Annotated in this window: 12 protein-coding genes; 3 read left to right on the forward strand and 9 right to left on the reverse strand. The window is 61.1% G+C overall.

Features of this window, described 5'->3' with window-relative positions:
- Positions 1 to 399 precede the first annotated feature (399 nt).
- Positions 400 to 2,985 (reverse strand): bifunctional aconitate hydratase 2/2-methylisocitrate dehydratase, encoded by a 2,586-nt coding sequence (acnB, locus tag DRB87_RS00185; protein WP_130024409.1) that lies wholly within the window; start codon positions 2,983 to 2,985, stop codon positions 400 to 402.
- Positions 2,986 to 3,282: 297 nt separating this feature from the next.
- Here acnB and DRB87_RS00190 point away from each other — a divergent pair, with 297 nt between their 5' ends.
- From DRB87_RS00190 to DRB87_RS00200, 3 genes are read left to right on the forward strand one after another with little or no spacing between them, the layout of a single operon-like run.
- Entirely contained in the window at positions 3,283 to 3,987 is a 705-nt protein-coding gene (locus tag DRB87_RS00190; protein WP_130024410.1) for an RNA polymerase sigma factor, read from the forward strand.
- 51 nt (positions 3,988 to 4,038) lie between these two features.
- Entirely contained in the window at positions 4,039 to 4,575 is a 537-nt protein-coding gene (locus DRB87_RS00195) for a DUF4142 domain-containing protein (RefSeq protein WP_130024411.1), read from the forward strand.
- A gap of 30 nt (positions 4,576 to 4,605) precedes the next feature.
- Positions 4,606 to 4,911, forward strand: coding sequence for a cupredoxin family copper-binding protein (locus tag DRB87_RS00200; protein WP_130024412.1), 306 nt, complete (start codon positions 4,606 to 4,608; stop codon positions 4,909 to 4,911).
- Positions 4,912 to 5,040: 129 nt separating this feature from the next.
- On the opposite strand, the gene DRB87_RS00205 is transcribed toward DRB87_RS00200, so the two are convergent.
- The 8 genes from DRB87_RS00205 to DRB87_RS00240 form a co-directional block, all read right to left on the reverse strand.
- Entirely contained in the window at positions 5,041 to 6,240 is a 1,200-nt protein-coding gene (locus DRB87_RS00205; protein ID WP_240756121.1) for an aminotransferase class V-fold PLP-dependent enzyme, read from the reverse strand.
- Between the two features lie 48 nt (positions 6,241 to 6,288).
- The gene (locus DRB87_RS00210; RefSeq protein ID WP_130027632.1) at positions 6,289 to 7,596 is read right to left on the reverse strand and encodes an NAD(P)/FAD-dependent oxidoreductase; all 1,308 of its coding nucleotides are present in this window, start codon (positions 7,594 to 7,596) and stop codon (positions 6,289 to 6,291) included.
- Positions 7,597 to 7,621: 25 nt separating this feature from the next.
- Complete coding sequence (locus DRB87_RS00215) at positions 7,622 to 7,810, reverse strand: hypothetical protein (RefSeq protein WP_130024413.1); 189 nt, start codon at positions 7,808 to 7,810, stop codon at positions 7,622 to 7,624.
- Positions 7,807 to 8,817 (reverse strand): glutamate cyclase domain-containing protein, encoded by a 1,011-nt coding sequence (locus DRB87_RS00220; RefSeq protein WP_130024414.1) that lies wholly within the window; start codon positions 8,815 to 8,817, stop codon positions 7,807 to 7,809. The genes DRB87_RS00215 and DRB87_RS00220 overlap by 4 nt, the downstream gene beginning before the upstream one ends.
- A 2-nt stretch (positions 8,818 to 8,819) precedes the next feature.
- Positions 8,820 to 10,130, reverse strand: coding sequence for a selenocysteine synthase (locus DRB87_RS00225; protein ID WP_130024415.1), 1,311 nt, complete (start codon positions 10,128 to 10,130; stop codon positions 8,820 to 8,822).
- Between the two features lie 64 nt (positions 10,131 to 10,194).
- Positions 10,195 to 11,190: a glutamate cyclase domain-containing protein gene (locus DRB87_RS00230; protein ID WP_130024416.1), complete on the reverse strand. Its 996-nt coding sequence runs from the start codon at positions 11,188 to 11,190 to the stop codon at positions 10,195 to 10,197.
- An 11-nt stretch (positions 11,191 to 11,201) separates the two neighbouring features.
- Positions 11,202 to 12,518 carry an MFS transporter gene (locus DRB87_RS00235; RefSeq protein WP_206100049.1) on the reverse strand — a complete coding sequence of 439 codons (1,317 nt, stop codon included), beginning with the start codon at positions 12,516 to 12,518 and terminating at the stop codon, positions 11,202 to 11,204.
- Between the two features lie 71 nt (positions 12,519 to 12,589).
- Entirely contained in the window at positions 12,590 to 14,089 is a 1,500-nt protein-coding gene (locus DRB87_RS00240) for an aldehyde dehydrogenase family protein (protein WP_130024417.1), read from the reverse strand.
- Between the last annotated feature and the right edge of the window lie 10 nt (positions 14,090 to 14,099).

Below are 14,099 nucleotides of genomic sequence, written 5' to 3' on the forward strand. Positions count from 1 at the left end.
TGAGGCCAGTCGAATGCCGCTGCATTGAACCCTCCTTGACTCGCGATATGTCCGCCTTTTCTGGACTGTACGCGCCAGCGGTCTGCCGATCATTAATCCAAGTCAACGTTTTCGAGCCCGGCAGGGTTTTCCTCCATTGAGTCCCGGCTGGGTACCCAACTTCGCTGCAGCCCCGTCCAGCGGTGATAGATCGGTCCTGCACCAAGACTTACGTGCTGAGCGGTACGTGAACGCGCTAACGGCTACGTGTGCAACCACACGCACAATCGCACCCAATGCTCCAAGTGCAAATGCGGCAGTTGAAGCAAAAATGGCGCCGCGAACGTTCAGTTCGCGGCGCCATTTCGCCGTGCTTATCGCATTACGGCACAAGCAAAGTACCGTAACGCGCCATCAAACTTACATCTGCACCGTGTCGGCGACTTCCTTGAAGTCTTGGATCTGATCGAAGTTCATATACTTGTAGATCTTGTCGCCGTCGGTGGCGAGCACGCCCATGTCGGCCATGTACTCCTCTTTGCTCGGGATCTTGCCCAGGCGCGAGCAGATCGCCGCCAGTTCCGCCGAGCCCAGATACACGTTCGTGTTCTTGCCCAGACGGTTCGGGAAGTTGCGGGTCGACGTCGACATGACCGTTGCACCTTCGCGCACCTGTGCCTGGTTACCCATGCACAGCGAACAGCCCGGCATTTCCGTGCGCGCACCCGCCGTACCGAACACGCCGTAGTGACCTTCTTCGGTCAACTGCTTCTGGTCCATCTTCGTCGGCGGCGCCACCCACAGCTTGACCGGAATGTCGCGCTTGCCTTCGAGCAGCTTCGATGCCGCACGGAAGTGACCAATGTTGGTCATGCACGAACCGATAAACACTTCGTCGATCTTCGCACCAGCCACGTCCGACAACGTCTTCACGTCGTCCGGATCGTTCGGGCAGGCCACGATCGGTTCGTGGATGTCGGCCAGATCGATTTCGATGACGGCAGCGTACTCGGCGTCGGCATCCGGCGACAGCAGTTGCGGATCGGCCAGCCACTGCTCCATGGCCGCGATGCGGCGTTGCAGGCTGCGCGGATCCTGGTAGCCCTGCGCAATCATCCACTTCAGCAGCGTGACGTTGCTGTTGAGGTACTCGATGATCGGTTCCTTGTTCAGGTGCACCGTGCAACCGGCGGCCGAACGTTCGGCGGAGGCATCCGAGAGTTCGAACGCTTGCTCGACCTTCAGATCGGGCAGGCCTTCGATTTCGAGCACACGACCGGAGAAGATGTTCTTCTTGCCCTGCTTGGCCACCGTCAGCAAGCCTTGCTTGATGGCGTACAGCGGAATCGCGTTGACCAGATCGCGCAGCGTGACGCCCGGCTGCATCTTGCCCTTGAAGCGCACGAGCACCGATTCCGGCATGTCCAGCGGCATCGTGCCGGTGGCAGCGGCGAAGGCGACCAGACCCGAGCCCGCCGGGAAGCTGATGCCGATCGGGAAGCGCGTGTGCGAGTCGCCGCCCGTGCCGACGGTGTCCGGCAGCAACATGCGGTTGAGCCACGAGTGAATCACGCCGTCGCCCGGACGCAGCGCAATGCCGCCGCGCGTGCTGATGAAGTTCGGCAGGGTCTGGTGCGTCTTCACGTCCACGGGCTTCGGATACGCGGCCGTGTGGCAGAACGATTGCATGACGAGATCGGCCGAGAAGCCGAGGCATGCCAGATCCTTGAGTTCGTCGCGGGTCATCGGCCCCGTGGTGTCCTGCGAGCCGACCGAGGTCATCTTCGGTTCGCAGTACGTGCCCGGGCGGATCCCCTGGCCTTCAGGCAGGCCGCAGGCGCGTCCAACCATCTTTTGCGCCAGCGAGAAGCCGCGGCCGTTGTCGACCGGTTGCTGCGGCAGACGGAACAGAGTCGACGCGGGCAAGCCCAGCGCTTCACGTGCCTTGGCCGTGAGGCCGCGGCCGATGATCAGCGGAATACGGCCGCCGGCACGCACTTCGTCGAACAGCACGTCGGACTTGACCTGGAATTCGGCAATCACTTCGCCGTTCTTGAGGGCCTTGCCCTCGTACGGGCGCAGTTCGACCACATCGCCCATTTCCATCTTCGACACGTCGAGTTCGATCGGCAGTGCGCCGGCGTCTTCCATCGTGTTGTAGAAGATCGGGGCGATCTTGCTGCCCAGGCACACGCCGCCGAAACGCTTGTTCGGGATGAAGGGGATGTCTTCGCCCGTGAACCACAGCACCGAGTTGGTGGCCGACTTGCGCGAGGAGCCGGTGCCGACCACGTCGCCCACATAGGCGACGAGATGGCCCTTTTCCTTGAGCGATTCGATGAACTTGATCGGGCCGCGCTTGCCGTCTTCTTCCGGGGTGATGCCGGGGCGCGCGTTCTTGAGCATCGCCAGCGCGTGCATCGGGATATCCGGGCGCGTCGTGGCGTCCGGGGCCGGCGAGAGGTCGTCGGTGTTGGTTTCGCCCGTCACCTTGAATACGGTGATGGTCAGGCTCTGCGGCACTTCCGGACGGCTGGTGAACCATTCGGCGTCGGCCCAGCTTTGCAGCACGGCGCGGGCGTTGGCATTGCCCTTGTCGGCCAGTTCCTTGACGTCATGGAACTGATCGAACATCAGGAGGGTTTTCTTGAGGGCCTCGGCAGCGACGGTGCCGACTTCGGCGTCGGACAGCAGCTCGATGAGCGGCTGGATGTTGTAGCCGCCCAGCATGGTGCCGAGCAGTTCGGTCGCACGGGCGCGCGAGATGAGCGAGCAGGCGGTCTCACCCTTGGCGACGGCGGCGAGGAAGCCGGCCTTCACGCGAGCGGCTTCGTCCACCCCGGCCGGGACGCGGTTCGTGATGAGCTCGAGCAGCGTTTCGGCTTCACCCGCCGGCGGATTGGTCAGCAGCTCGACCAGTTCAGCGGTCTGCTGTGCCGTCAGCGGCAGGGGCGGAATACCAAGCGCGGCGCGGGCGGCCACGTGAACACGATAGTTTTCGAGCATGAGAAGACCTGCTGGCAATTCGTTTCGGGGGGAGGGGGTCAGCCCTCCGAGGCTTGTTCCAAGACTGCGTTTCCCGTGATTTTAGTCCTTAAGCCAAATAAGATCAAACGTCTTATGTCTTATGTCTTATATAAGACTTGAGGGCCTTGCGTGGTTGGGGGATTGGGTCGCGGCAGCGGGGCGGGCGAAGACCGGCCCCGACCTCCACCGCTTTCGTTGTCACTTTTTTGCCGCAGCGCGCGTCTAATGGGCGAAAACAAACAATTTCTTCAACTGCGTCCTCAGCGGAGTCTGCCTATGCCACCGGCCTTTGATGCCAGAACGGACGCGGAACTGGTCGCCAGTGCTCGCGCCGGTGACGGCGCCGCCTTCGAAGCCATCATGCGGCGCAACAACCGGTTGTTGTTCCGCACGGCGCGTGGCGTGGTGTCGAGCGACGAGGAAGCCCGGGACGTCGTGCAGGAAGCTTACTTGCATGCCTTCACTCGGCTTGAGTCGTTTCGCGGCGAGGCCGCATTGAGCACCTGGTTGGCGCGTATCACGATCAACGCCGCGCTATCGGCGCAACGCAAGCAAGGCCGGATTGCTCAGCGGGAAGTGGCGCTCGACTACGACGATTCGCCCAGCGAACGTTCACCGGAGAACAGCATGGCTTTGCGCACCTCCAGCGGGGACTCGCCCGACGTCATGGCCGAGCGCAGCCAAGTGCGCGACGTTTTGCAGGCGGCGGTCGAGAATCTGCCCGCCATCTACCGGTCCGTGTTCATCCTGCGCGCCGTCGAGGACATGAGCGTCGCGCAAACGGCCTACTGCCTGGACGTCAGCGACGACGTGGTCAAGACACGGTTCTTACGCGCTCGCACGATGCTGCGTCAGTCTCTGGCCGAGCAAGTGAAACCCTACCTGCAAAGTACTTTCAGCTTTGCCGGGGCGGATTGTGACGCGGTGGTTCATCACGTTCTCGACGCGCTTCGCCGGCGCGGGATGGTTCGATCGCACTGATCGGGATCACAGGGGACTTTTTCACGGGTAGGAAAACGGAGGTTCAATATCATGAAGATTGCAAGCATTCTCTTATCCGGCATGTTCGCCGTTGCGGCGCAAACTGCCATGGCGCAGGATGCTGCGCCAAACGATGCCCAGATTGCATCGATCGTCGTCACGGCGAATCAGGTCGATATCGACGCCGGCAAACTCGCCGAGTCCAAGGCAGCAAGCAAAGACGTGAAGGCGTTTGCCAAGCGGATGGTCGTCGACCATACCGGTGTCAATCAATCGGCCGTGGCCCTTGTCGAGAAGCTGAAGGTCACGCCTGAAGACAACCCCACGAGCCAGAGCCTGAAGGCGGGCGGCGACAAGAACATCCAGTCGCTGAAGGGACTCAAGGGGAAGACATTCGATCGCGCCTACGTAGACCACGAAGTTGCCTATCACGAGGCGGTGATCGACGTGATGGACAAAACCCTCATTCCAAGCGCCAAGAATGATGAGTTGAAGGCGCTGCTGGTCAAGGTTCGGCCGGCCTTCGTCGCGCATTTGGAACACGCGAAACATATCCAAAGCGAACTGGCCACCAAGTCGTATCACTAGGCCATGCGATACCCATCGATCGCTTTGCTGATGACGTTGAGCCTGGGTTTGGCGGTGAGCGCGGCGCAGACCGTTTGCGCCGAGCCGGCGGCCCACACCGTCACGATAGACAGCATGCAATACGCACCGCCGGATTTGACCGTCAAGGTGGGCGAGACGGTCATGTGGGTCAACCATGACCCCTACCCCCACACGGTCAGCGCGCAATCGGGGGGCTTCGACTCGAAGGACATAGCGCCAGGCGAGTCATGGCGGTTCACGGCGACAAGGAAGGGAAGCTTTCCCTACTTCTGTCGATTTCACCGAACCATGAAGGGCACGTTGCGGGTCGAGTAAAAGCCATTGACGGTCCATTGCTGCCGCAACCTTGCCTCGTTGGCGCCGAAAGCTCCACCATTGCAAGACTGGCTCGGCAGCAGTATCTCGGGACACACCAAGCTCCGCCGATTGGACAGCAAGCGGAAATCAACGTGCAGGTGTCCCGGCCCCCACTGTTTCCAACCTTCGTCGAATGATTTCAACCACGTTGTCGACATCTTCGCTGGTGTTGAAGATGCCAAACGAGATGCGCACGCCATCCCGTTCCGGGGAGATACGAACCCGATTCTCTGCAAAGTAATCGGCCCACGTCTGCGCCGGAAGCGCCAGCACATAAATGTGGGATCGAGCCGCTCGCTCTCGCGGTCCCACCAGCGGCACACCCAATTCGTCAAGCTTGCCGATGAGGCGGTCTCCAAGCGACAAGACGTGCTCTTCAACGTTCGTCGGACCAATGCGCTCGATCAAGTCAACGGACGCCATTAGCGCATGCAAATGCGGCAGGTTGAAATTGCCGAGTTCGAACCGGCTTGCATCGTCGCGTATTCCCATGTCGTCCGGTCGGGCAATGTAGTCCGCTGGCGGCCGAGCCATTGCCGACATTGCGAGGTACGTCGGCTGTAGTTCAGTCAGCCCGGCGCGCACATACAGAAATCCAAGTCCCTGCGGAACCAACAATCCCTTGTGGCAACCTGCCGCGAGCATGTCGACGCCGAGCGCATCGACGTCCAGCGGCAACACCCCCACTGACTGCATGGCATCGACAATCAGGTAGATGTCTCGCTCACGGCATAGCCTGCCGATGCTGGCGATGTCGTGACGCTGTCCGGCATGGAACGTGACATGCGATAGGGTGATGACCTTCGTGCGGTGGTCAATCAATGGCGCAAAGATATTTGCGTCTGCCACATCGGTGTTGGAAGTCAGCTTGGCAAAGCGAACCTCGATACCCTTGCGCTGCAGATTGAGCCAAGCGTAAGCGTTGTTTGGATGATCGCCTTCGATCAGCACTACGTTGTCACCGGCTTTCAGGGGAACCGCGTTGGCCGCGATGTTCAGCCCTTCCGACGTGTTCTTGGTGAATGCAATCTCGCCGGGCGACGCGTGAATGAATCGCGCCGTGCACGCGCGCGCCTCCTCCACGCGCCGCATCCAAACCGGTTTCGGGCCTGCCGCCTCATATCCCTCATCGAGGAATCCCTCGATCGCGCGGCGTACCGGTGTGGACAGCGGCGTCTGGTGTGCTGCGTCCAGGTAAATCAAGTGTTTCGTGACAGGGAACAGATCTCGAATGCTCGAAAGGCTTATGGGGTTACTCATGACGTTCGCAAGTTTGATATCGCTCATGGCTCGGTGGATGACTTGAGCCGATAGACCACATGACCTCGGCCACCCTCAATGAAGCTTGACTCTTGGCATCCCGATTCGTCGAAGCCCGTGCACGGTGGCATCGACAAGCATTCGACGGAAGCCGGCAACGGTCGCAATGTGCTTCCGATATAACGCGGCGTACATGAATCGTGCCAACAGACCCTGGATCAGGATGTTTCCTCCGACAATCCCGCCCATCAGGCTTCCCACTGCTGAGGCCCCGCCCAGAGACACAAGAGACCCGTGGTCCGTATATCGGAACTCGGGGAGCGCGCGTCCGTTGACGCGCGCCCGCAGCGCCTTGGCAAGAAACGTAGCCTGCTGGTGAGCTGCTTGAGCCCTGGGAGGCACAAACTGGGCCCCCCGCCATGAGCAACTTGCGCAATCGCCGAGCGCAAAAATGCTCTCGTCGGACTCAGATTGCAGACGATTCGTCACTTTGACCTGATTCAATCGATTGACTTCCAGGCCATCCAATCCTGTCAGAACATCCGGTGCCTTGATGCCCGCTGACCAGATGGTGATGTCAGCAGGCAGGCGCCGTCCGCTCTTTGTCATGACTTCGCTGGCCCCCACGTCGGTGACGGGGTCTCCGACGAATACGTGGATTCCGAGACGTCGAAGCAAATCTGTCGTGGTCGTCGCCACGCGCTCCGATAGCGCCGGTAGTATTCGAGGCCCGGCTTCAATCAAGCTGATGTTGATATCGCTGCCGTGTCGACGAGCGTACAAGCCGAACTTGCGAAATGCCGTCTCCATTCGACGAAGTTCCGCCGATAGCTCTACTCCGGTCGCGCCGCCACCGATAATTGCAACGTGAACACCGTCGGATGCTTTCCCTTCTGCCATTTTCGAGGCTTCGCGAATGCAGCTTTGCATGAGCTGTCTGCGTAGCTTTTCCGCCTGCTCCAGACAGTCCAGCGGCGTCGAGTTCTCTTGCGCGCCGGGCACACCGAAGAAATTGGTTTGGCTGCCGAGCGCCAATACCAGCGTGTCGTATTTCAGTTCTCGGGCCGGAAGCACTTCTTCGCTGGAATCCCATGACAACACGGGAGCCAACCGCAGTGTCTTTTCAGTTCGGTCCAGCCCCACCAATTCGCCTTGCACAAACCCGAAATGATGCCAATGAGCCTGTGCCGCGTACTCCAATTGGTGCGCCTCGGTATCCAGGCTGCCTGCCGCGACCTCGTGGAGCAGGGGCTTCCACACATGGGTTCGGCACCGGTCGACGAGGGTCACCTGGGCTTGATTCCTGCGTCCCATCGTTTCACCAAGACGGGTGGCCAGCTCCAGGCCGCCGGCGCCGCCGCCAATAATAATGATTCGATGCAAGTCACTCGTTTCCATCTGGATTCGACTAGTTGTAACCGAGGATGGCGACGGTACTGACATCCGGGCGTTCGGATACGTTGCCGGCGAGCATCGTCATCGGCATCGTGAGCATCACCTGGTAGGCGGACGACTTCGTTCGAGCTTGCGCGTCTCGCGCGTTCTGCGCGGCATCGTCAATGCGGGCCCCGGCGTCATCAGCATTGGATTGGGTCATTTGAACACCGGCGCAATGATGGTTGAAATCATCTGGACGACGGCGAGGTGCGTCGCTTCAGGAAGACCGTCGACGTTGCCGTCAACAACGTTATCGACCGAATTGATCAATCCGACATCGACGCCCCGTCGCAATAGTGCCGCTTCCAGCGGGGGCGTGTGAGCCAGCGAACGCCTTCCCATCCGGGCGGCAAATGCGCCCGCGATGGCGTAGCAGCCCCAGTTTGAGCACGCCGCGGTGACCAGAGCATCCGTCCCCGTTACCGCGCCGATGCCCGGTGAGCCGTCTGGCCTGGCGTCGCCGAACTTCACATGCTTGCGCACGGCATCGGCGACAACGCCCATGCCGATTTCATTACCGCCATCACCCACAGCGACCGTGGCGATGCCTTGGGATCGCGCTTCGTCGAACATGAAATCGATGCGAGCGCGCCCCATGCCGTAGTCGATGCCGCGCATGCTGCAATAGATGCCATCCACGTTGCGGCCAACGCGCTCGGTTGAGAAGAAAAGCGCAGGCTGGTACTTGGCAATCAACGCACGCGACGCTTCCTTCGCATTCACATCGTCGATCGGAAACGGTTCAACGCTGACCACTGCAAGACTGCCGTCGTCGCGCGCAATCGTTGCCTGCTCGTAAGGGAGCACCGTCAGTCCTGCCGTTGTCAGAATGGCCGATGTGCTCTCGATAAGCGTTTCTTCGACGAACGCGATGCAGAGCGCCTTCTTCGCCAACGACAGCGCACGAACGATCGCGGCCAGCCCGGCAGGCCCATCGTTCTCCCCGATGGTGGGAGAAATCCAGGCGCGAGACACGGAACCGGTCGTTACAAAAACGTTCGAACGCTCAGGAATGGCAGCCAACGCATCCGCCGCCGCGCCGACCAACGAGCCTCCCTGACGCTCGCGCGCGGCTGTGTAAAGGTGTTCGACGCCGCGGCCGCCCAGGTCGAGCGAGACCAGAGCATCCAGGCGATTATCAATTGCAGAGAAATTTGCCGTCGACATAGTCACTTACCAATGATGATTTGCGAAATGGCGGCGCGGTCGCCTATGACTTGCGCGACCTTTTCCAGCGAATCCATAACCGCATGAACCACCGCGTCAAATCCGCCAACGCGATCCAATGCGTCAAGCGTGGGTTTCAGGCGCAGCGAAACGCGCGCGCCAGGCTGGCCGTGCGTGTTGACCGTCAGCACGCCATGATCTTGCAAGAGGATCATCCCGAGTGCCGAAGTCGCCTCGCACGGGACCACGACCGGTGTCGAACCATCTTTGCCCGCCATGCGTAACAGCACGCGCAGGACGGCGTCTTCTTCGACCATGGGCCCGAGGTCGCTTCGCTGGACGAGGTCCCGTCCAAGCGTCTCCTCCAGCACTGCGGCGAGCTTCTGGCCGGCCTCCGCTTCCTTGCGCAAGTCGTCAGGCTCATACTTCTTGAGCGAGCGAAGTACCGCAGCGGTGATCGGCGCGCGCGCCTCCATGCCAAACTCCGCGCCCTTGGCACCGGCGGCCGTGACCAGGTCGGCTCGCCCGACCAACACGCCGGCGCGCGGGCCAGACAGACCCGCCTTGTCGCAGTTCGTGATGGAGATATCGGCGCCTAACTGCAGACTCAACTGCCCGCGATGGAGGACCGTACGCAGGCGGGCACCATAGGCTTCGTCGAGAAATACTTTTGCGCCTGAGGTGTGGGCATATTGGATGACTTGCGTGGTAACGCCGTCTTGCATTCGCTCCAGGCTACTGGTCACGGTGGTAATGACGACGAGTGCCGGTCGGTGCTCGTTAATGGCGCCCTGCCAACCCTTGTCGCCCTGAGCCTCGACCACAGGCACGCCGGCAATTTTGGCGCCGCGAACGACAGAGGCGTGCGAACGTCCGCCCGGCGGAACGACCGATACCACCGGCAAGCCGCCGGCCAACGCCGCAATAGTCGCAATGATGCCGGCACTCGTGCGATTGAAGGTCGCAACCGCGTCAGCCGAGCGACCGCCCATATGACCGATGGCGACTTGGCGCAACTCTTCTGCCGCGAGCCCGGGACCCACCCACTCCTCGCACAACGTTGCGATGTCGTCGGGAACGATCGGAAAGTCGCGTTGGTTGCCTGTGAACACGCCAATCGACTCAGACCCCAGCAGTCGTACCCGCTGCGCTGCGATGTGTTGGCCGTGTCGAAGACGAAGGGCTTCTTCGATACTGGATTTGATGATGGAGCCACGCGCGAAGCCCACCGTCGGGTCAATGGGGTTTCCAAAACTATCCGTCTTTATGGCAGATGCGACGACGGAATGCCGTTCGATGTTGACGCTACTCATTGATGTCACCTTTGTTTATCCCGTCGTCGCTCAATCCGTAGTGCGACGACGGGTTCCTTATCGGTCAGCGATTAACGGAAATAACGCTCCTAAGGAGCGCGACAAACGCCGCGTGGCCTTCCCAGTCGATGCCATCGACCGCCGCTTCGGCAAGCGAGGTCGCCCCGTCTCGAGCCCCCGCTTTTACGGTCGCGTCGATGAGCTGAAACTCGGAGGCCGGCGAATGCAATAGTTCGGGACGATTGGATTGCCACGCGAGCGCAGCTGCGACCGCGTAAGCCCCCCAGTTGGATACCGATGCACTGACCACCACGTCCGTGGCGGTAACGGTCACGACCCCCGACGCGTGACCGGCGAGGGAACGCCCACCGTAAGGGTGTGCTGCCGTAATGGCATCACGAACTGCACCGAAGCCAACCTCGTTTCCGCCGTCGCCGATGCCGATGCTCAAGGCGCCTGCCTTTCTCGCCATATCGGCGAGAAGATAGACGTGACCGACGTCGTCCGGATGTCGGCAATCTCCCCGAACACCGTGGAAGAAGCCCTCGACGTTTGGTCCGTCTCGCTCGACGAAAATGACGGCCCGAGGTCGATGCGTATTCATCAGCGCTTGTGCATAGCGCTCGCCGCCCGACTTCCCAAGGGGAAAGCAAACGGTCTGAATGGGGGCGCAGTCGGGTAAATCGGCATTCACGAGGTTTGCTACGGCCTCCACCGGGGCCGAATGCGCTTCTTCCGTCACCATCACGATGCGAGCGCCATAACCAAGCATCAGGGCCCGCGCGAGGACTGCGGCGCCAACAGGGCCGTCCGTCTCTCCCTGGGGGAGTTTCGGCGCGGTCCCGGCGCCGGTGGCGATAAAGACCGTGTCGCCGTGCGAGAGCACGTCGGCGAGGCGGCGCGCCGCCAATGAGCTGAGCGGCTCGCCATGATGTGATCGGCAGATGGCGTACATCGGAACCACGTAGCCGGGCGGCAAGCCACCGGACATCGGTCGAATCTCGACCGTCATAAGACGGTCGATGCGCTCGCCGGTAATTTGATTGGACAGCGGTGTCACGATATCTCCCGTCACTGGTCGATGCGGGCGCGGTAGGTCTCTTTGACCATCAAGATGCAGATCATCGAGATAACGGCGGCGACCACGACATACCACGAGACTGCGGCGGAGCTACCGGTGCGCGACACCAGCCACGCTGCGATGAGCGGTGTCGGCGCACTCGAGATGATTCCCGACAACTGATACGCGGTTGAAGAGCCCGAGAAGCGATATCGTGTCGGATACTGCTCCGCGTAAATCACCCCGTGCAACGAGCCAGTCGCCGCGTGACCAATGCCAAGACCCAACGAGATGGCGACGGTAATCAGTGTGGGATTGCCGGTATCGAGCAGCCAAAACATGGGGAATGCATACAGCCCGAAGAAGACCGTACCGATGCCATACACGATGCGGCGTCCCCACTTGTCCGAGAGCCAGCCGAAGAACGGTTGCATGACCAAGTCCACCGCCGCAGCGATCAGCAGTGCCGTCGACGCAACGCTACGAGGCAGGTGAAGCGTGGTGGTGATGTAGGTCAGCGCATAGACGGTAATCAGGAAGTATCCGACGTTCGCGACCGTCTGGAAAAAGACCATGATGAGTGTCTTTTTCTTTTCGTTTTGCCACACTTCAAGCAGCGGCGCGCGCGATACCTTGCCCTCGCTTCGCACCTTCTCGAAGGCGGGAGGCTCCGTCACTTGCAAGCGGATGTACATACCCACCGCCAGCAACGCCAGGCTCAAGATGAACGGGATGCGCCATCCCCAGGTGAAGAACTGGTCGTCGGGGAGCGATGAGACAATCGCGAAGGCGCCACTGGACACGAGCAGTCCCGCGGGCACACCCATCTGCATCGTGCTGCCGAACAATCCGCGCCGGCCTTCGGGGGCGTGCTCGACAGACATCAACGCAGCGCCTCCCCACTCTCCACCGAGGGCGAAACCCTGGATCAAACGTAACAGGATCAAGAGTGCGGGGCTCCAGTGGCCGATGGCATTTTGGGTTGGTAAAAAGCCGATGGCTGCGGTACAAAGCCCCATCACCAGGAGCGTGAAGAGCAGCATTTTCTTGCGGCCGGTTTGGTCGCCAAAGTGACCAATGACCATACCTCCCAAGGGGCGCAGGATGAATGCCACTGCAAACGAAGCCATCGACGCCAACGTCGCGAGCTCCGGAGATAGGTCGTTGAAGAAGACCTTTGGAAACACCAATGCAGCCGCCGTTCCATAGAGGAAATAGTCGTACCACTCGACGGTTGTTCCAATGAAAGAGCTGAATGCTGCTCGGGTGGACACCCTGTGCCCACCGTCGCTCTGTGCATGTGCCGCGATGTTGAGATTTGTCGTCACGATGAACCTCGCCTGTCACCAAACTCACAACGGCGGCCCGGTCGTTGCCGGACCGCCACGCTTATTTCTAGTTATACGTTGATGGTCACGCTCTTGCGGGCCGTATAGGCCTCGAGCGCCCCCTCGATCGAGTACTCGGCGCCGATACCGCTTTGCTTCGCGCCGCCGTATGACATGCCGGGAATCTGTCCGCCGGCGCGATTGACCTGGAGCCAACCCGCATCGATGCGCTCTGTCGCGCGAAGCGCCGTCGTGAGGTCGTTGGTGAAGACGTAGGCGGCCAGACCGTACACCGTGTCGTTTGCCCAGTTGAGCACTTCTTCTTCATCCGACCACTCGATGGCGACGAGCACCGGACCGAAGACCTCCTCACGGGCAACACGCCAGCGGTTATCCACGCCGGCGAAAATCACGGGTTCAGGGAAGAAGCCCTTGGCTTCCTCGACGGTCGGCGGCAAGGATCCGGTCAATACCTTGGCGCCATTGTCGATGGCCTCCTTGATAAAGGCGCGCACTTCGGCGTAACGCTCGGCGTTGATGATGGCGCCAATGTCGTTGGTCTCGTCGAGCGAGTCACCAATCTTCATTTCCTTCACCTTGGCGACGAGCTTCGTCATGACCGGCTCCCACACGCTGGTGTGGACATAGAGGCGTGAGCCTGCCGTGCACGACTGGCCTTGGCGAGCGAATCGCATGGCGTTGATGATGCCCGTCACTGTTGCGTCGATATGCTCCGGCGTAGCAGCATCCGGGTACACGATGCAGGGGCTCTTGCCGCCAAGCTCAAGCGTCGAGCGCGCGATACGATCGGCAACGGCACGGCCGACCAACTTGCCGACTTCGAGCGACCCTGTGAACGACACTTTCGCGACATGCGGATGTGCCGATAGCGGCGCACCCGCATCGATGCCCGTCCCCGTGACGACATTGAATACGCCCGCAGGGAACAGGTCCGTGGCCAGCTCGGCAATCTTGATGACGGCGAGAGGCGCGTCTTCCGCCGGCTTGAGCACCAGGGTGTTGCCGGTGCCGAGCGCCATGCCGATCTTGACGGCAGCCAGAACGACCGGCGAGTTCCACGGGATGATGGCGCCGACAACGCCCAGCGGCTCACGTGTGGTGTAGCTGAATATTCCCGGACCGAGCGGTAAGGTTTCGCCCTTTTGCTCGGCAATGACGCCGCCGTAATAGCGCAGGACTTCGGCGGCCCCCAACACTTCCGGGCGGCTTTGCGTGCGCAGTGCATTGCCACTTTCTGCGGCAAGAACGCGCGCGATTTCTTCCGCGTTCGCCGTCACGCGGTTGCCCAGTTCGATGAGTAGCGCACCGCGTGCGCGCGATGCCATGCGGCGCCACGTCGGGAAGGCCGCGCTGGCGGCTGCCACGGCAGCCGCTACGTCATCGGCGTCGCTGGCACCGATGGTCGCCAAGATAGTGCGACGCGAAGGGTTTTCAACGTCGAGCGTCTTGCCGTTGGCCGGCTTACGCCATTCGCCGTTGACGAGCAAACCGGTGATGCCGGCGTTCGGCAACACGACTTCGGGGGTGAGGTTGTCGGTGTGAGTGTTCACGGAATTTCCT

Origin of the sequence: Pandoraea sp. XY-2, from assembly GCF_004193915.1 — a bacterium.
In the GTDB taxonomy this organism is placed as follows: Bacteria; Pseudomonadota; Gammaproteobacteria; order Burkholderiales; family Burkholderiaceae; genus Pandoraea; species Pandoraea cepalis.